This is a genomic window from Rhizobium sp. LCM 4573 (assembly GCF_001854865.1).
GTDB lineage: Bacteria > Pseudomonadota > Alphaproteobacteria > Rhizobiales > Rhizobiaceae > Neorhizobium.
This window is the reverse complement of the sequence record NZ_MDDW01000009.1, coordinates 80753-103954: the sequence shown is the minus strand read 5'-3', so window position 1 is coordinate 103954 and position 23202 is coordinate 80753. Positions and strand designations below refer to the sequence as shown.

The window sequence follows — 23202 nt, the reverse complement described above, 5'->3', positions numbered from 1 at the left end:
CAGCCCATTGGGATGGGGTAAATAAAAACATGATTGTATAAATCATATTTTCCTGTGCTATTCGCAACCTGAAGCGTATAGAGCTGACTCGTTGCAATACACGGCGATCTGATTTCATGGGCATGGAAAGGGACGACAGACGTAACGGCCTCTACGCCACGCATCGCGCCTCCTTGATTTCCTATGCCGCATCCTTCGTCGGTTCGAGAGATGAAGCGGAAGAAATCGTCCAGGAAGCGTTTTCGAAGCTTTCGGCGGAAAACCTCGACGGCATCGAGACGCCGAGCGCCTATCTTCGGCGGGTCGTCAGAAATCTCGCGCTTAACAGGCGCCGGCGGCAGCGATACGAGCTGGCTCAGGCCACCGAACATCCACCTGAGTGGATCCAGCCTCTCAAAGTTCCCACGCCGGAGCAGGAAGCTGTTTTCAACGATCAGGTGAGGATCATCGCTCAGGCGCTGAGCGAATTCCCTCACCAGACGCGCATCATTGTCGAAATGCACCGGTTCGATGGATACACTCTTCAAGAGATTGCCGATCATCTCGACCTGTCGGTGACGTCGGTGCATCGGACCCTGACATCCGCGATGAGCCAATTGACCAAACGGCTGACCAGGCATCTTACATGACCGGACAGGTGGAAAAAACGCGCGAGCTATTTGTCTAATTGGTTACAAATGAAATCCGTTCGCCGAGGCAAAGAATGCATGAAGCCGACTGTCCCGCATGAAAATGACACCGATGCCATCAGAGAAGAGGCGGCAAGATGGCTGATCGATCTTCAGTCGCCGGACTGTCTGGATCTTGACGGTCTGAATGCCTGGCTGGATCGCTCGCCCGACCACCGGCGAGTGTGGGAAGAAACCCGCCTCATGTGGCAAGCCCTCGGTGCGGCACCCTTGCACTATGAACGGATCAGCGTGCGTYGTTCCCCTGAAGCCGGGAGGGCCAGCTCGCCATCGCGGTCTGCGAAAAAGAGAGCGACCAAGGGCTTTTCCCGGAAGATGTTCATTGGAGGAGTAACATCGGCTCTTCTCTGTTTCGCGGCCTTCCTCGTGGTTCCCCGCCTGGCGATCGAATGGCGGGCCGATTATCTGACGACGACGGCCGAGACCCGCTCGGTCACTCTCGAGGACGGCAGCACGGTCCAATTGGGGGCCGCTTCGGCAATACGGACTGATTTTTCTGTAGGATATCGGAAGGTCACCTTGCTCGAGGGGGAAGCCTTTTTCGACGTGGCCCAGGATGCGGGCCGTCCATTCGTCGTCGATGCGTCCGAGGTGAAGATAGAGGTGCTGGGCACCGCGTTCGATGTTCGACTGGGAGAGGGGCAAACGGATGTCGGACTGGCACGCGGTTCAATTCGCGCTTCCGTCCATTCCGGAGAGACCACCGCGACGAAGATACTGTCCGCGGGTGATCTGCTGATCGTCGATCGGCAAACGGGGAACATGTCGGTGGATCAGGTCTCCACTGAAGACATCGGGGCCTGGCGCGCGGGGCGGCTGTTGGTGGCAAATTCCACCGTCGGTGAAGTCGTAGCCGAGATACAGCGTTACCATCCGGCATGGATCCTCATGCCTGACAGGGGGCTCGCGGCTTCACGCGTGACCGGCGTTTACGATCTGTCGGAGCCCGACAAAGCGCTCCAGGCGCTGGTCAGCGCGCATGGAGGAAAGGTCCGGGAGGTTTCTTCTTCGGTCCGGATTATCACGCGGCTCTGATCGCTTCCCATGGTCGGAATCATCTTTTTTAAGTTTCTGAGAAAAACACCGGAAAAAATCCTTCGCCAGTTTGTCTAGTTTCTGGAAGCGCCTAATGGGGGCGCCTTTGGAGATTGCAGGACGAATGACTGGTGGGGCATTGAGTTTGGTGCGAGGGGTTCGCACCGGGGCGTTTTCATGGGGTACGACCGCGCTGACGATACTGCTGGCTGCGGGGATCGGCCATGCGCAACAGGGTGACACAGGATCACCCCAAACACAGGGCGATCAAAGCACGAGGCGTTTCGATATTCCTTCGTTGCCGATATTGAGCGCCATCAGCGCCTTCAACCGGCAGTCCGGTGTTCAGATAACCCTGCCGGCCGGCGTCGGCTCCGATATCAGGACAAACCCCGTCAAAGGCAGCTATCGTCCGGAAGCCGCCTTGGAACGAATGTTCGCGGGAACGAGCGTCTCCTACCGGATCGGCGACGTCGATCAGGCAATTCTGACCTCGTCCTCGACGGGCTCGGACGAAGCGGCAACCACCTTGCCGACGATCGTTGTCAGGGGCAAGTCAGGCCGCAATGCCAATGGAGGTCCGGGTTATCAAGGCACGCCGGATTGGGTGTACGACGAAGCGGCCAGCGTCAGTGTCGTTTCCAGAGAGGCGATCGAGAACAATCCCGCGACGCGCAGCGCCTCCGACGCGCTCGATAATGTTGCCGGCGTTATCACCAACCGCGCGGAAGGACAAAAGCCGGGTATCGCCGTCAACATACGCGGTCTCCAGGACATGAGCCGGATCACGACCAGCATCGATGGGGCCCGGCAGAATTTCCAGCGATCCGGTCATGGGGGATATCAGCAGACTTTCGTTGATACGGCCTTCATCCGCGCCATCGAAGTGGAAAAGGGTGCGGTCAGGGGCGTCGGTGGGGCGGGTTCGCTCGGAGGCTTAGTCGATTTTCGATCGGTCGGCGTCGACGATATTCTGGAACCCGGCAGGCAAATCGGCGGGGAGATCGATGCGGGTACCGGCACGAACGCATACAATTTCGTCGGCTCGGTTATTGGCGCGGTTCGCCTGTCGGACACGTTCTCCTTGCTTGGCGGCGTCGCCATCCGCAACATCGGCGACTACAGGATCGGCAGCAATGGCGAAATCGCGTCGTTGCTGCCGGGATTGACGGTGATCGACGACGATGTGCTGTTTTCACGCCGCGAGATACTCAACACGCTTCTCAAGGCCGAGTGGGAGATCACCGACGACCTGACCTTTCAGGGCTCCTGGATGCATTACAAGGCTACGGGAGCCACCGGCGGCTATGGTGGCACGGTCGGGGGGCTGCGAACCAACGAGCAGGACTATTTCAACGACACGTTCACGGCGACCTGGGATTACGATCCCGAATCGGAGCTGGTCGATGCGAGACTGCGGCTTTGGTACAACGACACCGTGAACGACGAAAAACGGGATTACGGCACCAGCATCACGGACGACTACTCCTATCGGATGAAAAGCTTTGGAGGCAGTCTCGAAAACACGAGCCGCTTTACCGTCCCCGTCGGTGATTTGTCCCTCCACTACGGTGTCGAGGGCTATCAGGACATTGGCAGCACGGAAAGCCTGAGCCCGCTTGCATCCTATCCAGGTTACGACCCGAGCTGGGGCTTGCGCGGCGCAAATCCGCCGGGCAAGCGCTGGATGCTCAGCGGCTTTGCCAGTGCGACGTTGCAGCACGATGATTGGCTCACCCTGTCGGGTGGATTGCGTTACGACCACTATCGGCTGTGGGGCTCCACGGTGGTCCACAATCAAAGAACCGTCGTGACGTCCTCGCGAAACTGCGTGCAGTGGCAGGATATCGAAGGGGACGGAACGCCTGATCCGAACGGGCTCTGGGCCAGCGCGGATGGTTCTATCATCCTGGATGGCGCCGTGCCAAATCCCGGTTCCGGGTTCGACTTTTACACCCCGACCTGTGAGCAGTGGCAAGACGTTGGCAGCTCCGAAACGGTCTACGATGCCTTTCCCGTGGATGTAGACCAATCCGGTGGCGCCTGGTTGCCCTCCGCCACCATTGCGGTGAAGCCGGTTGAATGGCTCCAACCCTTCGTCAGCTATTCTCGCAGCTATCGCCCTCCGGCTGTCTTCGAGGCGCTGGTCTCTGGTGGGCATCCCGGCCTGCCCTTCGAGAATACGCCCAATCCGAACCTGAAGCCTGAAAAGGGCGAAACCTGGGAGTTCGGCGTCAACATCTCGCAGGATGGCGTTTTCAGGGTGGACGACGCGTTTCGCATGAAAGCGGTCTACTTCCACAGGAACATCGAGGACTACATCTCGATGGGTTACCGGTATTTTGAGCCGGCGGAACGATATTATACGAGCAGTGTCAATCTCGACGGCACGACCAAGATGAGCGGCGTGGAGATCGAGGCAAGCTACGACCTCGGCTCCGTCTATCTAGGCGGTTCCTACACCTATATCGACACGGACTGGGCCGATACTTACGCGCTGGATGGTCCGGATTCCAGCCTCGGCAATACGCCCCGTCCAAGCATTCTCTATCTGCCGCCTCGGGAAAAGTTCACTATAGACGCCGGCATACGCCTGTTCGATGAACGGCTCGTGCTTGGCGCGCGCGTCAATCACGTAAGCGAAACCGAGACCGGCTTTGGTCAGCTTAGCGGCTACACCAATGCGGCCTACACGACTTACGACCTCTATGGATCCTTTGACGTAACCCCGCAGGCCAAGCTCCGCTTCGGCGTCGCCAATCTGACGGACGAGCGATACGTGCCGTCGCTCGGCATTCAATCCTATCCCGCGCCCGGCCGCACGTTTACCGCCTCCCTGAAGATGCGGTTCTGAGGGCACGCATACACGATTTCCGCGGTGACAGGCTGCGGAGCCGAGGTTCGCTGAGGTCAGCGGACAAAGAGTGAAACCAAGGAGATGAACATGGTTGCGACCATAAATCTGACACCGGCCAATCGCGATCTGGTCGGCTATTTCAATAGCTGGACGGCCAATTTCGGATATAACGGCAATGGCGAATTCAGCCCCAACTTCGCGGCTGCGACGCAGTGGGCAGCCGGAAACGTGAGCGGTACGACCAATAGCGGCGTCATCATGAACGGCAATTTTGCCTATGTACCGCCGGGCGGCTTCACCGGAACGGTGAACAACCTGCAGTTCGGCACGGATCTCAACGGCTCGGCCGCAACCGGTTTCAGCCTTGCGACCGCCGGCCTCACCGTACAGATCGGCGATGCCCCGAACGCGGCGCTCAACGGTGCGATCTATTCGCTCTCGCATGGCGGCAGCTTCACCGGCGTCACGGCGCCGAGCGGCACCGCACAGCCGGGCCTCTATGACTACTTCGGTCAGGTAGGGACGGTACAGAACGGCACGCTTGGTGCAGACAGGCTCTACAGCTTCGACGGTAACGACGATCTCAATGGCGGCGCCGGCAGGGATACGTTCGTCTTCGATCGGGATATTGCCGGTTCGCTTGCCTCCTCGATCGGCAATGACACCGTTTCCGGCTTCGTTGCCGGCGCCAATGGTGATTTCATCGATCTTTCCGGCCTCGCCAGCACGGCCTTCGACACTTACGCGGAAGTCCTCGCGGCTTCTTCGCAGGTTGGCGCCGATACCGTTATCGACTTTGGAGGGCTCGGAACGATCACGCTGGAAGGCGTGAACAGGTCCGCTCTGACCTCCGGCAATTTCGTCTTCTAAGGGAACGAAATTCTTGGTCACCACACCAAAGAAGGCGTCGCCGCAGCTGAAGGCTGCGGCGGTCGTCCCGACGGCCAGAGCGGCAATCACGGGCGTAGCGTTGATCAGCGGCGTTGTAAACCTTCTGGCATTGACCTCGCCCTTGTTCATGCTGCAGGTCTATGACCGCGTGCTCGCGAGCCGAAGCATTCCCACCCTTGTCGGCCTGGCTGTCCTGGCTCTCATTCTCTACCTCGTGCAGGCGGGCCTCGACGTCATTCGCTCACGCATCCTGCTGAGGGTCGGAGAGAGCTTCGACCACCAGCTTTCGGGCCGCATCCACGAGGCAGTCCTCCGCCTGCCCCTCGAGACGAAAATGCCCGGCGACGGGCTTCAGCCGCTGCGGGACCTGGACAATGTACGCGGCTTCCTTTCCGGGCAGGGACCCACCGCCTTTTTCGATCTTCCCTGGATGCCGCTTTATCTCGCCATCTGCTTCGCCTTCCATTTCTGGATCGGCGTGACGGCCTCGGCCGGCGCCGTCACGCTGATCGTAATGACAGCCCTGACCGATTTTCTTTCCCGCACGCCGATCCGCGAGGCGACAAGGCAGGGGATGGTGAGAAGTGCCGCCATGGAGGCAGGCCGCCGAAACGCGGAAGTCGTCCGCGCGCTTGGCCTTCAGGAACGCCTTTCGACGCGGTGGCGGCATGTGAATGCGGCATATCTCGCCTCCAATCGAAGGGCAGGCGATGTGGCGGGTCAGTTTGGAGCGGTTTCCCGATCGCTGCGTCTCATCCTCCAATCCGCCATGCTCGGTGTGGGGGCATGGCTCGTCATCGAGCAGCAGGTGACGGCAGGCGTCATGATTGCGAGTTCGATCATGATGGGCCGCGCGCTGGCGCCCGTGGATCTGGCGATCGGCAGCTGGAAGCCATTCCTCATGGCGCGTCAGAGCTGGGATCGGTTGAGCGGCCTGCTTTCGATGATGCCGGAGGCGCCGGTCGTCATGACGCTTCCCGCCCCGACTGAAAAACTGACGATCGAGAACCTGACGATCGTTCCGCCCGGGTTGGCGAAGATACCGACCATCGCGGGAGTGAGCTTTGCCGTGCCGGCAGGAAGTGCGGTCGGCGTTATCGGACCAAGCGGTTCCGGCAAGTCGACGCTCAGCCGGGTAATCGTGGGCGCCTGGTCCCCCGTTGGCGGCAAAGTGCGGCTCGATGGGGCAAGCCTCGACCAATGGGACCGCGACGCACTCGGAAAACACATCGGATATCTACCGCAAGGGGTGGAGCTGTTCGAAGGAACCATCGGCGAGAACATCTCGCGCTTCGACCCGAACGCAGATCCGCAAGCCATCGTTGATGCCGCGAGGGCAGCGGAAGCTCATGAACTGATCCTGCGTTTCGAAAAGGGTTATGAGACCGAAATCGGCGAAGCCGGGTCGATGCTTTCCGCCGGGCAGCGACAGCGCATCGGTCTGGCCAGGGCACTTTACGGCAATCCTTTTCTCGTCGTCCTGGACGAACCCAATGCCAATCTCGATGCCGAAGGAGAAGCTGCGGTCGTGAAAGCTATTGCGGCTATCAGGGCACGCAACGGCATCGCAATCGTCGTGGCGCATCGCCCAAGTGCGTTGGGTTCGGTCGATCTCGTCCTGATGATCGACAATGGGCGAATGGCGGCGTTTGGCCCCAGGGACGAGGTTCTTTCACGCGTTCTGAAAGTGCAACCGCGCGGAGCGGATGCTGCAGGGGAGAACCGCTCCTTTCTGGCAAGCGGCCGCACGATCGCCCCTTTTCGCGTAGTGGCGACTTCGCCGGAGACCATATCGGCAACGAGCGAGGATGGGCGCGATGCCAAACAATAAAACGGACCCCGTCTCACGGTCGATCCACCAGCACCTTTTCGTGGGAGTGGTGATCGGTTTCGCGTTGATTTTTGGTGCGGGCGCCTGGGCTTCGACAACCAGTCTGGCGGGTGCCGTCATGGCTTCGGGTCATTTCGTGGTCGACTCCTACGTCAAGCGAATACAGCACCCGACAGGCGGGGTTGTCGGCGAGATTCTCGTTCGCGAGGGGCAACGGGTTGCTGCCGGAGAGGTTCTGATGCGCCTCGATGCCACTCAGACCCGCGCAAGCCTTGCCATCGTCACCAAGCGTCTGGACGAACTCAATGCCCGGCTTGCCCGGCTGGAGGCCGAACGCGATGATCATGCGGAAATCCGCTTTCCGGCTTCGCTTCTGGGACGCCGGGGTAACGGCGATGTCGATCTGGTCCTGCAAAGCGAGGAGAGGCTGTTCGAGTTCCGCAGGAAGTCCAGGGAAGGAAACAAGTCGCAACTGCTCGAACGGATCACGCAGTTCGAGCACGAAATCGCAGGCCTTAGGGCACAGGAGCTTGCCTACGACCGCGGGCTCAAGGTGCTTGAGGCGGAGATCGCTTCGCTTCGTGCGCTTCATGAGAAGGGCGTCGTCTCGGTTCAGCGACTGAACGGGTTGGAAACGCAGGCGGCGACATTCGGTGGCGAGCGGGGCGAAAAGATCGCTTTTCAGGCGCAGGCCGCCGGCCGCATATCGGAGACGAAGCTTCAGATCGCTCAGATAGACCAGGATCTCAAGACGGAAGTCGGCCGGGAACTGCGGGAAGTTCAGGGACAGATCGGCGAGTTTGTCGAGCGGAAGGTTGCCGCCGAGGATCAGTTGAAGCGCATCGATATCCCGGCTCCCCAGGATGGGACCGTGCATGAGCTGACGGTTCACACGATCGGCGGCGTGATTTCGCCGGCGGATGTGATCATGTCCATTGTTCCCGAGAGCGACAAGCTGGCGCTTGAGGCTCGCATCCTTCCCCAGGATATCGATCAGATCAATGTCGGCCAAAGAGCGATCGTCAGGATGTCGGCCTTCAATCAGCGTACGACGCCCGAGCTGAATGGCACCGTGACGCGCATTGCAGCCGACCTGACGGAGGACCCCCGAACGGGTTTTTCATATTATCTTGTGCGGCTCTCAGTTTCGGCTGACGAGCTGCTGCGGCTTGATGGTCTGGTACTGGTTCCTGGCATGCCGGCAGAGGCCTTCATTCAAACCGGCGAGCGCACGGCTCTCTCCTATCTCGCAAAACCGCTTTYGGATCAAATCAGGCGCGCATTCCGCGAGGAGTGAACACTGGCAAGCCGTTTGGCTCAGTCGAGCTGCCTCATCGGCTCCGTCGTCCGGCTGACGATGTCGTTTAGGACGGAAACGCGTTGCCCGCTGGACGGGCGAATGGCGAAGCTGGATAGATCGGTGCTCGGCTGGAAAGGGATTGTCACGATTTCCGCTCCGGCAGCCCGGAAGTGGTCCGATCGACAATCCCTACTCCATTCCCGAAACTGCGAGATAGCAGCAGTTCTGCATCGAAGTTTCGAAGGCGTTCCCGTTCCGGTCGCTCACAGGCTTTGCCTTTCTGCAAGGCGAGTGTCCCGGGAGTCACCCCTGAGGACAGCGGGAACGGCAATGTTGCCAGTCACCAATCGCGCCACCGGCGTTCTCGCCAACCATGCTCGTGCCGATGGTGGCGGTGAGGACGATCGTAATGCCATCCACGTGGGCGGTCCCATCCGTAATGACGCCGCGGTGGCGGGCGCCAACGGTTCGGCCGGCACTCGCCCCAACGATTCAGGTGCCATCCTCTACCGCATGCCCAATCGACCTTCACGACAGGAGACGCCGTTGGTGCGTTTATTCCGCCGAGCGGCAGGGCATTCGCGCCGGTACCTAACAGAGAGCCGACCAGCAAGGTCGCAGCAATGATGATTTTTCGCATGTCAATGCCTCCTCTAATGAAGACATTTGGCGCCCGTGTCGCTGAATGGCGGCTGAAGTCCTCGTTCAGCTTTGTGAAAGATTTCAATCGGAAGCCGCAGGGCCCGCTCACCAATCGCGTGGACGCTCTCTGTCGTCATCTCGCCGGTTCCTATCGTCCGACGGAGAGCCTTGCAGTCTGTCGAGTACTTGCAGAAGCGAGTCTGCGCATTCTTTCGTCGTCTCGCCTTCGGCGCAACGCAGATCGATCGAGGTGCGGCCATTCTCGATCCGAAAGCGCGCTCCCCGTTCTCGTCGCGGTGGGTGCATTCGCCAGTCGCTCCCAGTCATCTCGGGAGCATCTGGTGGTGATGGAGCAGGCGGGGGGCGGTCGTCCTCTGTTTGCGGCGCGGGGCCCGGCGGGGCATTGGGAGTTTGAGCAAGAGATACGCCAGCGGATAGAGCTACTGCGGCGGCTGTCGCAATGAGCGGAAATCGCATGGGATGGCCTCCGGTTGCGGATGACCAACAAACCTCGATAGCGTGGGTTTGTTCCTCGGTTGCCTGTCTAGCGCCAATTCCGCCGACGCCACGGCCGCTTTCGGTTCATCCCTTGGCGGCGGTGACGAGATTGTGGCGGTCTGGCTGCAATGTTGAGAATAGACCGCGCGACCACATCACGAGTCGCAATCGGCTCTCAATTTCTTGCGCCATTCTGTGAGGATAGCGCTCGTGCAGGCACATGGCGATCCTGCGGATGTCCATCTCGCCGACGCCGTCCGGTAAACAACGATCAGCTTCTGCGTTGATTGCTCCCATCAACTGCTCATCGCGTCCAGTTTTCATTCCATGACCTCCTGAGCCTATGAGACGAAGGAATTTGCCACGACTAAGCTGCGCCGTTAATACGGCCAAAAGGCTGATATTTATGATTAAGCGTCATCGCGCAGTCCCCGTCGACTACTATCGGTACGGTCTCAAAGCATCACAAGATGAAACCCGGAGCAGGCGAGTAACGAGCTCCTTCTTGGAGTTCACGCTATGCGGCTGGAGAAAAGACGGTGGCAGCATGTGTTTTCGTTCGCTTGGGTGAGACTAAAAAGGAAGCCCAATTAGCCGGACGACAGCCACCAGCTTTACATGGTCGGCCCGTCGGGACGAATTGTTGGAAGATCATGATCCCGAGAGTGCAGACTCGGATGTCACGGCGCTAGTGGAAAGCCGAACGGAAAGTTCATCACGCTCAAAGCTTCTATTTGGATTGGCGTCTTCATCGCGACATCTTGAATGTCCGTGGAGCGATTCCGATATCCGTTAACGCTTGGTTTCATCCGGTTGTCCGATAAAGGAGGAAGACATGAACACTCCGGATATTCCTTGGAGAATTCCCGTCAAAATTCGCCTGCAGTGCGGCATAGAACGCACTTTTCTCGGCGTTCACGATGCCCTCGATTTCCTTGAAAATGAATGGCCACTCCGTCGCGGCGAACGCTATAACCGCGCCGTCAGAAGATGTGGTGCCGCATTGCATCGGAAGGTTCCCGCCGAAATGGCGCGAGAAGCCTTCATCGCGGCGTGCTTGGAAGCCGGCATGCCGATGATTATGACCGGAGCAATGAGTTTTTATCCCACACCAGCCATACCGACCCGCCAAGCGTCAGCGTAATTTTAGCGCCTTCTTCGAAGTCGACGGGGAGGGCTGAAAGGAACTGCTTGTGCTTCGGTGTGAATAACCCGGAAGCGTTGGCGCGGAGCGGGCACCACTTCACGCTGGCGATTTTTGGTTAACACCAAGGCTCGCGGCGGCCCGACCAGGTGCGAGCCAGACCTTCCTCGACCAGGACATCACCTAAGCTTCTTCCATCACGTATGAGAACGCGCAGCTTACGGCCGTACTGATCCTCGTCGCGCCCTTCCCAGGTTTGCATCTCGAAAGGTCCACCATTCACCAGTTCTACGAAGCGGGCGGTAGCCCTGTCACCTAATGCCTTCTCTTCGGCGCACTGTGGTTGCGACACCTCTGGAGTGTCGATGTCAGCGACCCGGACCTTGTCTGCTCCGACGTAGAGGGTGTCCCCATCAACGACGCAGTCCCGCTTGACCGCGCCACACCTTTGGAAACCCGCTGCCTGCGCTGGAGTGCCGGTGAGAGCGAAGTAAATATAGGCCGCTGCAAAGGCTGCCATGATTGCAAGAACAACGAGCAAGCGCTTGAGCCACGATGGCACTTGCCTCGATTGCTCCGGTGGTTTGGGTTTTTGGAACTTAATGATGTTGTCGCTCACTACTTGCATCTCACTGTCGTTAATCGCCGGGCGTTGCGCACCCATTGAGTATCTGAATGATCCCCATGAGGGGAAGGGGCTCGGACTTTGATTCATAAAGGCGATCGACGCTGGGCTATCCTGATGATCATGGGGCGGCTCAGCTTTTAGTCCTGTACAGTCGAAACCATTGAGGTGTGCAGCACAGATTGCGGCGGCGGTTTCTTGCAGGCGGCGAAGGCGGCGTTGCCGCGCAAGCTCGTCATAGGCACAGCAGAGGAAACAGTGGCCTTGTTCATGGAGCGATGGAGCAAGGAAAAAGGCCACTTACCGATGAATAGAACGGTGACGGAAGCCATCGACAAGCACCTTGCAACGCTGCCCATTGTGACAGTTGCAAACTGATACATGGAGGGCACGGGCTCAATTGAGCTGCCTCATCAGTTCGGCCATCCGGCTGACGATGTCGTCCAGGACGGAGATGCGCTGACCCCCGGACGGGCGAATGGCGAAGTAAGATACCTCGATGCGTGGCTGAAAGGGGATTGTCACGACCTCTGCTCCCGCGGCCCGAATGCTCGTCTGGTCGACGATCCCCACTCCCATTCCGGAAGCGGCGAAGTAGCAGCAATTCAGCATCGAGGTTTCCATCGTAGAGGCCGGCGGGTGGTCTTCGTGGGAAAAGGCGCGGTCGAGCGTCAGCCTCAGTGGTGAATTGCGGCCGGGGATGAGGACGCGTTCATCCTGCAGGTCGGCGGGCGAGATGACACTTCGCGACGCCAAGCGATGGCCGGGGGCCATGGCCGCCACCGCGTGGGAACTGTGCAGCAGTACCGCATTCTTGTCGGCCATTCGCGGCGAACTGAACACGAAGCCGAGGTCGTAGCGGTTCTTCTCGACCATGTCCCAGATATAGCGGCTGTTTTCGACATCGATGACCAGCGGCAGGTCCAGCCGGCCTCCGACGACGTCGATGATGGCCTGATGAAGATAGGGCCTCACGAGCGACGTCACGCTCGCAATGCGCAGAACGATATTCTTGTGCTTTCGGATGTCGTCGGCCGCCTGGGCTATTTGATCGAGACCGAGATAGAGGCGCTCGACCTCGCGAAAAAGCTGGACTGCTTCCGCTGTGGGCACGAGCCGCGTGCCCTGCCTTTCGAAGAGGATGATCTGAACGGCATCCTCGAGATCGCGGATCAGCCGGCTGACCGCAGGCTGCGTGACGTTCATGGCGTCGGCTGCCGCGGTAATCCCGCCCGTCACCATCACGCTTCGAAACGCCTCCACCTGGCGTGGTTTCAAGCGCACTTTCAGCTTCCTCCATAACATTCAGGCATGAGGAGAGTACTAAATGCAATTTTTCTTTCCTGAGCGAAAGGGTTATTCGACCATCAACCGCGAGGAGAGCGCGGATCTCAAAACATGGAGGAGCCCTGTTTATGAAACTCTTTGCCCTTTCCGCCGCTTTGGCCGCGTCCGTCTTCGCAGCACCACTTGCAACTCATGCAGATGATCTGACGGTCGGTCTTGCCGCGTCCACGACATCCATGGACCCGCAATTCTACGTGGTGGGTCCCAATAGCGCGATGGCGCGCAATATCTTCGACGGCCTCGTCAATCAGGATGCCAAGCAGCAGATCCAGCCGGCGCTTGCCGTTTCCTGGCAGACCGTCGACGATACGACCTGGGAATTCAAGCTGCGCCCGAACGTCAAATTCCATGACGGCAGCGATTTCGCGGCGGAAGACGTCGTCGCCAGCATCAAACGCATCCCGCTGGCATCGACAAACAGCCCGAGTTCGTTTGCCGCCTATGTGAAGGCGATCACCGAAGTGACGGCCGTGGATCCGCTGACGGTCCGCATCAAGACCGATGGTCCCACGCCGCTGCTCCTCAACAATCTCAGCCGCATCGCCATCCTGCCGGCAGAGATGGAAAAGACGACGACGGAAGAGATGAATTCCGGCAAGGGCGTCATCGGCACTGGCCCGTTCAAGTTCGCCTCCTGGACGCCGGACGATAACGTCGTCGTCGAGCGCAATGACAGCTATTGGGGCGAGAAGCCCGCTTGGGACAAGGTCACTTTCCGGGTTTTCAAGAACAGCAGCGCCCGCGTGGCGGCCATGCTCGCCGGCGATGTCGATATGATCGAGAGCATTCCGACCGCCGATACCCGCAGGCTTCAGGCATCCGACAAGCTGAAGGTCGTCAATGTCGCGGGCAACCGCATCATGTATCTGCACATGGATCAGGACCGCGAGGAATCGCCTTTCGCCAAGGGGCCGGACGGCAAAAATCCGCTTTTGAAGCCAGAAGTCCGTCGTGCGCTTTCGCTTTCGATCAACCGCGAGGCGCTTGTCGATCGTATCATGGACGGGCAGGGCGTACCGGCCGGCCAGGTCGTTCCGGAAGGTTATTTCGGCTACGATCAGGCGATCAAGGTCGATCACTACGATCCGAACAAGGCCAAGCAACTGCTCGCCGATGCGGGTTATCCAGACGGCTTCTCGCTGACCTTCCATGCCTCCAACGATCGCTATCCGAACGATTCCAAGGTGGCGCAGGCGATCGGCCAATTCTTCAGCCGCATCGGCATCAAGACGGAGGTGGCGACGCTACCGGGCAGCGTCTATTTCACCCGCGCTTCCAATCTGGAATTCAGCTTCATTATGGGCGGTGCCGCCGTCGAAACCGGCGAAGCTTCCGGCGTGCTTGGCCCGATCCTCGAGACCTATGGCGAGAAGGCGGGGCAGGGCAATCGCGGTCGCTACTCCAATCCTGAGTTCGACAAGGCCTTGGGCGAAGCCCGCCGCACGCTGGACGATGCCAAGCGCGAGGAGCTGCTGAAGAAGGCGACCGAAATCGCCATGACCGATCTCGGCGTCATTCCGGTCTTCTACCTAGCCAATACCTGGGCAGTCAAAAATGGCCTTTCCTACGAGGGCCGTTCGGACGGTTACACGCTTCCCTACTATGTGAAGCCGAACTGATCCCGGGAGGACGTCCACCATGTCTTTCAGCGGCGTATTTCCCTACCTCGTTTCGCCGATCGATCAGTCCGGCGCGGTCATGAAAGGCGTGCTGACGGATTTGGTGGATCACCTCGTTCAAACAGGCGTCCATGGTCTGGCGCCGCTCGGCAGCACCGGTGAATTTGCCTATCTCTCCCAAGAGCAGCGGCGTCATGTCGTCGACACGGTGATCTCGGCCAATCGTGGCCGGGTTCCCGTCGTCGCCGGCGTGGCGTCGACGTCGACGAGCGATGCCGTCGCACAGACGGAGTATATGGTCGAGGCAGGTGCAGACGGCATTCTGGCGATCCTTGAGGCCTATTTCCCGATTAGCGATGAGGGTGTCGAAGGCTATTTCACCGCGATCGCCAAGGCCGCGAAGGGGCGCCCGGTCGTTCTCTACACCAATCCGCAGTTCCAGCGTTCGGACCTGACATTGCCGATCATCGAACGTCTGAGCCACGTGGAGAACATCCGTTACATCAAGGACGCCTCCACCAATACCGGTCGTCTGCTTTCCATCATCGAGCGGACGCGTGGTCGGATGGAGGTGTTTGCCGCCTCCGCTCATATTCCGGCCTGCGTGATGATGATCGGAGGGATCGGCTGGATGGCCGGCCCGGCCTGCATCGTGCCGCGCCAGAGCATCGCCCTCTACGAGGCCGCGAAGGCGGGAGATTGGGTTAAGGCCATGGAGTTACAGCGACCTCTTTGGCGCATCAACGAAATCTTCGCGAAATATTCGATCGCAGGATGCATCAAGACCGCGCTTCAACTGCAAGGCTTTCCGGTCGGTGCGCCGATCGCGCCGCAGTCGCCGCTTGGCGAAGCCGCCCGCGTGGAAATCAGCACCGTGCTGCGCGATGTCGGCGCACTTTGAATTTTCAATTTTTCGATCGATACATCAGGCAACCATAGAATGACTGCAATTCCGATCATCATCGACTGCGATCCCGGTATCGACGACACGATCGCGCTTCTGACAGYGTTCGTCTCGCCTGAACTCGAAATTCTCGGTATCACCCCTGTCTGCGGCAACCAGCCGCTCGAACGGACCGTCCGAAACGCTCTCCAGGTCTGCGAACTTGGCGACCGAACCGATATCCCGGTTTATGTCGGTTGCTTCCGGCCGATGTTCCGGGAACCCATTTATGGTCAGTTTCATGGCAAGAACGGGCTCGGCAGCACCACGCTGCCAGAGCCGGTGAAAACGGTCGAGCACAAGTCCGCCGTCAACTTCCTCATCGATACGCTGACTGCCGCAGCCGCATTGCAAAGGCGCATCACGATCTGCTGTCTCGGCCCGATGACCAATCTGGCGGTCGCCTTGCGGATGAAGCCGCAGATCGCTGAAGGCATCGAGCGCATCGTTATGATGGGTGGGGCCTATCGTGAACCCGGCAATCGCACGATGACCGCGGAATTCAATGTTCTCGCCGATCCACATGCCGCGCATGTCGTCTTTTCCAGCGACGTGAAAATCGTGGCGCTGGCGCTCGATGCCACGCATCAGGTCATGCTCAAGCCCGAGCATGTCGCACAGTTTTCCGAGGTCAGCGGACGCATTTCCGAAACCCTGGCCGAACTGATGGCCTTCTGGGATCGCAACGATGTCCGCCGTTACGGATCGCGCGGTGGCCCGTTGCACGATCCGCTCGTGATCGCCTACCTCCTCGCTCCCGGTCTCTTCGAGACGCAGTCCGCCCGCGTGTTCGTGGAGCATGAAAGCGAGTTGTGCATGGGGCAGACGATTGCCGACTGGTACGGCAAGAGCGGCCTCGAGCCGAATGCGGAGATCGTCACCCGGGTGGATGCAGATGGAGTGATCGAGTTCTTCCTCGACCGGCTTTCGCGTTATGCCGAGAAGGCCGTGGCATGAGCCTTCACAAGGTCATCATCGATACGGATCCTGGAGTCGACGATGCCGCTGCCATCCTGATGGCGCTTGCTTCGCCGGAGATCGATGTGCTTGGCCTTTCGGTCGTCGCCGGTAATGTTGCCTTGGAGGATGGGCTTGCRAACGCCTGCAAGGTCGTCGGCCTGTCCGGCCGTGGCGACGTTCCTGTCTATGCGGGCGCGTCGGGTCCGTTGGTGAGGGACCAGGTCTTCGGCAAATATGCGCGTATCGGTCCGTTCGGCGATGAWCTCGTTTCCGAGGGCAATATCATGCCGGTCGGCGAGCACGCAGTCGATTTCATCGTCCGCACGACGCGCGAAGCGGCCGCAGGCGGAGAGCCGGTGACGATCTGCGCGATCGGCCCGCTCACCAATATTGCGCTCGCCTTGATCCAGCATCCTGATGTCGCGCGCGGCATCCGCCGGATCGTGTCAATGAGCGGGGCATTTACGGCGCTCGGGCACCGTACACCATGGGCCGAGTTCAACATCTATGCGGACCCGCATGCCGGCGAGATCGTTTATCGATCCGGCGTGCCGATCGTGGTCATGCCGCTCGACATGACATTCCAGGCGCTGTTCACGCAAGCGCATTTCGAGCGTTTTGCCGATCAGGGCGGGCCGGCTGGCGCTGCGCTCTTCAAACTTTTCACTACATTCGATCGTAGTGATGTCAATCGCTTCGGACGGCCGGGCGGACCCATTCATGATGCCACCACGATCGCGTGGCTTATCCGACCCGATCTTTTCAAGAGCCGGGAGGCTGCCGTCGGCGTACAGGTCACGGGCTTCACGAAAGGCTATACCTACGCCGATTTCCACCAAAAGATGAACCTTGCCGCCAAGGCGACCATCGTCACCCATATCGACGAAGAAGGGTTTATCAACCTGCTGATCGAGCGGATATCGCGCTATGGGCGCGTCATCCTGCCCGACGCCAAATCGCTGGGAGGCTGATACCTATGAGCGGTTACCTGCTAAGCCGGTCGATACAGACCATACTGACCCTGTTCGTGATGTCGGTTCTGGTTTTCGTCGGCCTCTATCTGGTCGGCAATCCGGTCGACGTCCTCTTGAGCCCGACGGCAACACCGGCCGAGCGCCTCCAGGTTATCCAGTCCTTCGGTCTCGATAAACCGGTCTGGGAGCAATACTGGCTTTTCCTGACGCGGGCGCTTTCCGGCGATCTCGGAAATTCCTTCGTCTTCAATCAGCCGGCGCTGACCCTGATCCTCAACCGCATGCCGGCGACGCTGGAACTTGCCTTCGTGGCGCTGGTCATGGCCCTGGTCGCGGGCATTCCACTCGGCGTTTATGCCGGACTGAAGCCGAAGGGATTGATCTCGAAATCGATCATGACCTTCTCTATCCTCGGCTTCAGCCTGCCGACTTTCTGGATCGGCCTGGTGATGATCATGCTGTTCAGCGTGCATTTCGGCTGGCTGCCGGCCTCCGGCCGCGGCGATACCGTGCCCATCTTCGGTGTTCCGGTGAGCCTCCTCACGCTGGATGGCCTTTCCCATCTTCTGCTGCCGGCATTCAATCTGGCGCTGTTCAAGATCTCGCTCGTCATCCGCCTCACCCGTGCCGGCGTCATGGAGACGATGCAGCTTGATTTCGTGCGTTTCGCCAGGGCCAAGGGGCTGCCGGAGCGCCGCATCGTCCTGGTCCACGTTCTCAAGAACACGTTGATCCCGCTAATTACCGTGATCGGCCTCGAGCTCGGGTCACTAATTGCCTTCGCAGTCGTCACCGAAACGATCTTCGCCTGGCCCGGGATGGGCAAGCTGATCATCGACGCCATCGGCGTTCTCGATCGTCCGGTCATCCTGGCCTACCTGATGATCACCGTCGTGATGTTCAGCGTCATCAACCTGCTCGTCGACATTCTGTACTCGATCGTCGATCCGCGCGTTCGTCTTGAGGGGAATTCGTGATGAACCAGGAGACAAGCACGAGCACCTCGGTCCATGTCGGCAACAACCTCGGCAAGCCGACCGTATCCCGCTCGCCCTTCCGCCAGACGATCTCGGCCTTGCTGCACGACAAGCTGGCGCTTCTTGGCATCGTTCTGGTGCTGATCTTCGTCGTCGCGGCAATTCTGGCGCCGGCTATCGCGCCCCAGAACCCCTATGACCTGTCGCAGCTCGACATCCTCGATGGGCGCCTGCCACCCGGTTCGGAAAGCATGAACGGGCTGGTCTATGTGATCGGCACCGATGACCAGGGTCGCGATCTTCTCAGCGCCATCCTCTATGGGCTTCGCACGAGCATTCTCGTCGGCATATCGAGCGCGGCGATCGCGCTGATCATCGGCGCATCGATCGGCCTGATCAGCGCCTATGCGGGCGGCCGCGTCGATTCCGTGCTGATGCGCATCGTGGACATCCAGCTCAGCTTTCCGGCGATCCTGATCGCGTTGATCTTCCTCGCCATTCTTGGTCAAGGCGTTGACAAGATCATCCTTGCGCTCATCGTTACCCAATGGGCCTATTATGCCCGCACCATCCGTGGTTCCGCGCTTGTCGAGCGCAAGCGCGCCTATGTGGATGCGGCCCGCTCCATGGCGCTTCCCGACAGGCGCATCCTGTTCCGGCACATTCTGCCGAATTGCTTGCCGCCGCTGATCGTCGTCGCCACCATGCGTGTCGCCTATGCGATCATGCTAGAAGCGACGCTCTCCTTCCTCGGCATCGGTCTGCCGGTGACGGAACCATCACTCGGCCTGCTGATCTCAAACGGCTTCGAATATCTTCTCTCGGGGGATTACTGGATCAGCTTCTTCCCCGGCCTTGYGTTGTTGCTGCTCATCGTCGCGATCAACCTGATCGGCGATGCCCTGCGTGACATCCTCAATCCTCGGCGGGAGGGCTGAGCCCATGATCAAACCGACACTTTCCATATCTAACCTCACTACGTCGTTCCGCGTGAACGGTGAATGGCAGAATGTCGTGCGCGACGTCAGTTTCGACATCGGCGAAAAGGAAACAGTCGCTGTCGTCGGGGAATCCGGATCGGGCAAGAGCGTGACGGCGATGTCGATCATGCGGCTGCTCTCTCCGGCCAATTCCCGGGTCACCGGCAGGATCGAGTTCGAAGGAAAAAACCTTCTCGACCTGCCGCTGGAGCAGATGCAGTCCATCCGCGGCAACCGTATCGGCATGATCTTCCAGGAGCCGATGACGAGCCTCAATCCGGTCCTCAAGATCKGTCAGCAGATCACCGAGGTCCTTGTCCAGCACCGCAGCATGACGAACGCGCAGGCGGAAGCCGAAGCTGTCAGACTTCTGGAGAAGGTCCGCATTCCGTCGGCGAAGTCGCGTCTCAATGAATATCCGATGAGCTTCTCCGGGGGCATGCGTCAGCGTGTGGTGATCGCGATCGCGCTTGCCTGCGACCCGAAGCTCCTGATCGCCGACGAACCGACGACGGCGCTGGACGTCACCATCCAGGCGCAGATTCTGGAGCTGATCAAGACACTGCAAGAGGAAGAGGGCATGTCCGTCCTCTTCATCACCCACGATATGGGGGTGGTCGCCGAAATCTCCGATCGGACCGTGGTGATGTATCGGGGAGAGGCGGTAGAAAGCGGCACGACCCGCGACATTTTCAAAGCCGCAAAGCATCCCTATACGCGTGCGCTTCTGTCGGCGGTGCCGCAGCTCGGATCTATGACGGGTACGGATCGGCCGCTTCGCTTTCCGCAGGTCGACATGGCGACAGGTGAAATCCGGCCGGTGAGGCAGACCGAGGACACGGTGAAACTGAGCGCCGGTCCGATCCTCCAGGTCGATAACTTGGTAACGCGCTTCAACGTCAAGAAAGGCTTCCTGCGCAAGACGGTGGGTCGCATTCATGCCGTGGAAGGCGTGTCGCTCGAACTGCGGCAAGGTGAGACCTTGTCGCTTGTCGGCGAATCCGGTTGCGGCAAATCCACCACCGGTCGTTCGATCATTCGTCTGACTGATCCGACAGCTGGTGAAATCCGCATCGACGGGAAGAATGTGCTCGGCGCCGGCAAATCCGAACTGGCCGACATACGCCGTGAGGCGCAGATGATCTTCCAGGACCCGTTCGAAAGCCTCAATCCGCGCATCCGTATCGGTGAGGCGATCGCCGAACCTATCATTGCTCACGGGCTCGCAAGCGCTTCTGAAGCGAAGGAGCGCGTCGGAGAACTGCTCGAAAGGGTCGGCCTCTCCGCATCGATGGCGAGTCGGTTCCCGCACGAGTTCTCGGGGGGCCAGCGCCAGCGCGTCTGCATCGCCAGGGCCCTGGCGCTCGAACCGAAGCTGATCATCGCCGATGAGTCCGTTTCCGCGCTCGATGTTTCGGTCAAGGCGCAGGTCATCAACCTCATGCTCGACCTGCAGGAGAAATATGGGCTTGGATATCTGTTCATCTCCCATGACATGGCCGTCGTCGAGCGGATCAGTCACCGGGTCGCGGTGATGTATCTCGGAGAAATCGTCGAGATTGGGCCCAGGCGGGCCGTCTTCGAAAATCCGCAACACGAATATACCAAGCGCTTGATGGCGGCGGTGCCGATCGCCGACCCCTCGCGCCRGCAGAAACGCCGAATTTCAAACGAAGAGATCAAGAGCTCGTTCCGTGCAGCCGACTATGCGCCTCCGAAGCGCCTGTACCGGGAAGCCGGAGACGGTCACTTCGTCCAGGTTGCATAGCAGGAGATCGCGTGGTGATCGTCACCTTCGGTTCGCTCAATGCCGATCTCATCTTTTCGCTTGAAGCCATGCCGCAGCCCGGCCAGACGCTTCTGGCGAAGGGCTTGCGCACAGAAGCCGGTGGCAAAGGGGCAAACCAGGCGCTGGCGGCGGCGCGCGACGGAGCTGAGGTGGTATTCGTTGGCGCGATTGGTGGTGACCCGCTGGCGGAGATCGCAATCGCGAATCTTGCGACAGTGGCAGATGTCAGACGCGTGAGCCGCGTTTCGGAGCCGACCGGCTGCGCGTCGATTTTCATCGATGCGCAAGGCCGCAATCTCATCGCCGTCGCGGCTGGCGCCAATCTCGCAGCCTCTGCCGGGGCGGTCGACGACGATCTGCTGCATCGAGCCAATATCGTGCTCATGCAATTGGAGAACGATATTGGCGAGACGGAAAGACTCATCCGCCGCGTGCGGGATGCGGGAAAAGTGTCGATCCTGAACCTTGCTCCGGCCACCAAACTCGAGGCCGGCCTGCTTTCCCTTTGCAATCTCATCGTCGTCAACGACGATGAGGCTGCTGCCCTGGCTGGCTGGTTGGAATGCGAGCCTTCGGCAGAAGGAATCGCACGCAGGTTGAACACGGGCGTGCTGCGAACCCTCGGCGAAGACGGTGCAGAAGCCGTCTTCAAGGGGGAGTGCATCCGGGTCCCCGCCACGAAGGTCGATGTCAGGGATACGACCGCGGCGGGAGACTGTTTCGTCGGCGTCCTCGCCTCATGCCTCGATCGAGGGAGACCTCTGAAGGAAGCAATGCAGCGTGCGGTTATCGCTGCGGGCATCGCCTGCTCGCGCGCAGGCAGTCAATCGAGCATTCCAACCCGAGCCGAGACGGATGGCTTCGCCCCGGGCCGCTAGCGTGGTGAGTGGATCACACTTCCCGCGATGCGGAACGGACTTGTGACCACCGCGCCAGCCGTGTCGAACACGAAGGCACCGACGTCGCCGGCGCCGGACCGCGTGCTGTTTTCGAAGGTGGCAAGCTGCGCGCCGAATTTGGCGAGCGACGCATAACGATCGTGCCCCAGCCCATCAGATCCCTGAACGGACGTGATGTCGATTACCCGGAGCCTCTCTTTCAAAGCGGCCTCCTCTATAACGGGGTCGTCGATATCCAGACGCCCAACGCGAGCTCGCTCGCCGGCGATCAGACTTGAGGCTGTAAGCGCGCGGTCATCCTTCGAGACGAGGAGAGTGATCGGGGTCGTCATCTTGCCGATATCCTTCAGCTGCGATCGGAAGACATCCACATCGATGTCGGGAGCGGCCAGGATGACGACCAGCTTTTGGAGGATATCGTCACGGTGTTGGAGCTTGAGCTGGCGTGCTGCTTCCATGACCAGGAATCCGCCCATGCTATGTCCGAAGAGGATGATGCGTTTCGGGCTTTTGGARGCGGCGAGCGATCTCACCAGGTCTGCCAGTTCGCTGCGCGAATATAAGGTCGCGTCGCGATCAGCCACGTATCCGGCGACTGCGGCGGCCGAAGGCCAGGAAAACAGGATAGGCGTCCCTGGAAAATTGGCGTCCGCAGCTATCTGCGCCGTTCTGAACAGGGCCTCCTGATAGCTGTAGTTATAGCCATGGACGAATATCCCGATCGAGCCGTCGAATCGTGCCGAGCGCGCCGCTGTCTGCACGAATGCGTCCTTATGAAGCTGTTTGCGCCCTATCACCAGGAATTGTCGCTCCGGATTCGGTTTTGCTGACGGGTAGGTGATTGTGGTGCCTTTCCTGTCAGGAGGCACCGAGAATTCATATTGCTCATATGTCAGGTTATCTGCCCAGGTGCTTCCGTAACCGCCGGCGGTAGCCTCCCGATTTCTATTGGTTGCGGTCAAAATGGTCACCTGCTCCGAGGCGGCTTTATCGAGATGAACCGGGCTGAGGACGCTCGATGAAGGTCTTGTCGCGCAACCCGCCAGGAACATCATGGCAATAGCAATCACGAGGTGAGGTTGGATTTTCCAAGGCTTCTTGAAATATTGCTTAGCCATAAATTCAGTCACTTCATGAGAGCCAAACAGATGGTTGCTTCACGATATTGAGCGCGGCGACTGGAGGATCGTCAAGTGACGATC

The 23202-nt window shown here is 59.6% G+C and carries 21 protein-coding genes; 16 read left to right on the top strand and 5 right to left on the bottom strand.

Features of this window, described 5'->3' with window-relative positions; all coding sequences use genetic code 11:
- The first annotated feature begins 116 nt into the window (after positions 1 to 116).
- The 6 genes from LCM4573_RS15355 to LCM4573_RS15330 all read left to right on the top strand — a co-directional run bounded on the left by LCM4573_RS15355 (position 117) and on the right by LCM4573_RS15330 (position 8600).
- Complete coding sequence (locus LCM4573_RS15355) at positions 117 to 629, top strand: RNA polymerase sigma factor (RefSeq protein ID WP_071007261.1); 513 nt, start codon at positions 117 to 119, stop codon at positions 627 to 629.
- A gap of 78 nt (positions 630 to 707) precedes the next feature.
- Entirely contained in the window at positions 708 to 1724 is a 1017-nt protein-coding gene (locus tag LCM4573_RS15350) for a FecR family protein (protein ID WP_071007301.1), read from the top strand.
- Between the two features lie 124 nt (positions 1725 to 1848).
- Entirely contained in the window at positions 1849 to 4578 is a 2730-nt protein-coding gene (locus LCM4573_RS15345) for a TonB-dependent hemoglobin/transferrin/lactoferrin family receptor (RefSeq protein WP_157895511.1), read from the top strand.
- Positions 4579 to 4668: 90 nt separating this feature from the next.
- On the top strand, positions 4669 to 5451 hold the full coding sequence (locus LCM4573_RS15340) for a hemolysin (protein ID WP_071007259.1): 783 nt from the start codon (positions 4669 to 4671) through the stop codon (positions 5449 to 5451).
- Between the two features lie 13 nt (positions 5452 to 5464).
- A complete protein-coding gene (locus LCM4573_RS15335; protein ID WP_071007258.1) occupies positions 5465 to 7303 on the top strand; it encodes a type I secretion system permease/ATPase in 1839 nt (612 codons plus the stop codon).
- Positions 7290 to 8600 (top strand): HlyD family type I secretion periplasmic adaptor subunit, encoded by a 1311-nt coding sequence (locus LCM4573_RS15330; protein WP_071007300.1) that lies wholly within the window; start codon positions 7290 to 7292, stop codon positions 8598 to 8600. The genes LCM4573_RS15335 and LCM4573_RS15330 overlap by 14 nt, the downstream gene beginning before the upstream one ends.
- A gap of 343 nt (positions 8601 to 8943) precedes the next feature.
- Here the strand turns inward: LCM4573_RS15330 and LCM4573_RS28610 are convergent, their stop codons facing one another.
- Positions 8944 to 9243, bottom strand: a complete 300-nt coding sequence (locus tag LCM4573_RS28610) for a GCG_CRPN prefix-to-repeats domain-containing protein (RefSeq protein WP_083347461.1) — start codon at positions 9241 to 9243, stop codon at positions 8944 to 8946.
- Between the two features lie 584 nt (positions 9244 to 9827).
- Positions 9828 to 10067 (bottom strand): hypothetical protein, encoded by a 240-nt coding sequence (locus LCM4573_RS15325; RefSeq protein WP_071007257.1) that lies wholly within the window; start codon positions 10065 to 10067, stop codon positions 9828 to 9830.
- A 511-nt stretch (positions 10068 to 10578) separates the two neighbouring features.
- Between LCM4573_RS15325 and LCM4573_RS27305 the strand changes: the two genes are divergently transcribed.
- Positions 10579 to 10887, top strand: coding sequence for a DUF982 domain-containing protein (locus tag LCM4573_RS27305; protein WP_083347459.1), 309 nt, complete (start codon positions 10579 to 10581; stop codon positions 10885 to 10887).
- A 118-nt stretch (positions 10888 to 11005) separates the two neighbouring features.
- On the opposite strand, the gene LCM4573_RS15315 is transcribed toward LCM4573_RS27305, so the two are convergent.
- Positions 11006 to 11506, bottom strand: coding sequence for a thermonuclease family protein (locus tag LCM4573_RS15315; RefSeq protein ID WP_244505326.1), 501 nt, complete (start codon positions 11504 to 11506; stop codon positions 11006 to 11008).
- A 204-nt stretch (positions 11507 to 11710) separates the two neighbouring features.
- Here LCM4573_RS15315 and LCM4573_RS15310 point away from each other — a divergent pair, with 204 nt between their 5' ends.
- Positions 11711 to 11890 carry a hypothetical protein gene (locus tag LCM4573_RS15310; RefSeq protein ID WP_071007255.1) on the top strand — a complete coding sequence of 60 codons (180 nt, stop codon included), beginning with the start codon at positions 11711 to 11713 and terminating at the stop codon, positions 11888 to 11890.
- Between the two features lie 18 nt (positions 11891 to 11908).
- On the opposite strand, the gene LCM4573_RS15305 is transcribed toward LCM4573_RS15310, so the two are convergent.
- Positions 11909 to 12796 carry a LysR substrate-binding domain-containing protein gene (locus tag LCM4573_RS15305; protein WP_083347458.1) on the bottom strand — a complete coding sequence of 296 codons (888 nt, stop codon included), beginning with the start codon at positions 12794 to 12796 and terminating at the stop codon, positions 11909 to 11911.
- 131 nt (positions 12797 to 12927) lie between these two features.
- Between LCM4573_RS15305 and LCM4573_RS15300 the strand changes: the two genes are divergently transcribed.
- The 8 genes from LCM4573_RS15300 to LCM4573_RS15265 are packed head-to-tail and all read left to right on the top strand — an operon-like array spanning position 12928 to position 21979.
- Positions 12928 to 14478 (top strand): ABC transporter substrate-binding protein, encoded by a 1551-nt coding sequence (locus LCM4573_RS15300; protein WP_071007253.1) that lies wholly within the window; start codon positions 12928 to 12930, stop codon positions 14476 to 14478.
- A 19-nt stretch (positions 14479 to 14497) separates the two neighbouring features.
- Entirely contained in the window at positions 14498 to 15379 is an 882-nt protein-coding gene (locus tag LCM4573_RS15295) for a dihydrodipicolinate synthase family protein (RefSeq protein ID WP_071007252.1), read from the top strand.
- Between the two features lie 39 nt (positions 15380 to 15418).
- A complete protein-coding gene (locus tag LCM4573_RS15290) occupies positions 15419 to 16378 on the top strand; it encodes a nucleoside hydrolase (RefSeq protein ID WP_071007251.1) in 960 nt (319 codons plus the stop codon).
- Positions 16375 to 17352 carry a nucleoside hydrolase gene (locus tag LCM4573_RS15285; protein WP_071007250.1) on the top strand — a complete coding sequence of 326 codons (978 nt, stop codon included), beginning with the start codon at positions 16375 to 16377 and terminating at the stop codon, positions 17350 to 17352. Before LCM4573_RS15290 ends, LCM4573_RS15285 begins: the two co-directional genes overlap by 4 nt.
- Before the next feature lie 5 nt (positions 17353 to 17357).
- Positions 17358 to 18332 carry an ABC transporter permease gene (locus LCM4573_RS15280; RefSeq protein WP_071007249.1) on the top strand — a complete coding sequence of 325 codons (975 nt, stop codon included), beginning with the start codon at positions 17358 to 17360 and terminating at the stop codon, positions 18330 to 18332.
- On the top strand, positions 18332 to 19270 hold the full coding sequence (locus LCM4573_RS15275; RefSeq protein ID WP_071007248.1) for an ABC transporter permease: 939 nt from the start codon (positions 18332 to 18334) through the stop codon (positions 19268 to 19270). The genes LCM4573_RS15280 and LCM4573_RS15275 overlap by 1 nt, the downstream gene beginning before the upstream one ends.
- A gap of 4 nt (positions 19271 to 19274) precedes the next feature.
- On the top strand, positions 19275 to 21080 hold the full coding sequence (locus LCM4573_RS15270; protein WP_071007247.1) for an ABC transporter ATP-binding protein: 1806 nt from the start codon (positions 19275 to 19277) through the stop codon (positions 21078 to 21080).
- Positions 21081 to 21091: 11 nt separating this feature from the next.
- Positions 21092 to 21979, top strand: a complete 888-nt coding sequence (locus tag LCM4573_RS15265; protein WP_244505325.1) for a ribokinase — start codon at positions 21092 to 21094, stop codon at positions 21977 to 21979.
- Here the strand turns inward: LCM4573_RS15265 and LCM4573_RS15260 are convergent.
- On the bottom strand, positions 21976 to 23055 hold the full coding sequence (locus LCM4573_RS15260) for an alpha/beta hydrolase (protein WP_407071739.1): 1080 nt from the start codon (positions 23053 to 23055) through the stop codon (positions 21976 to 21978). The genes LCM4573_RS15265 and LCM4573_RS15260 overlap by 4 nt on opposite strands.
- Positions 23056 to 23202: the final 147 nt, after the last annotated feature.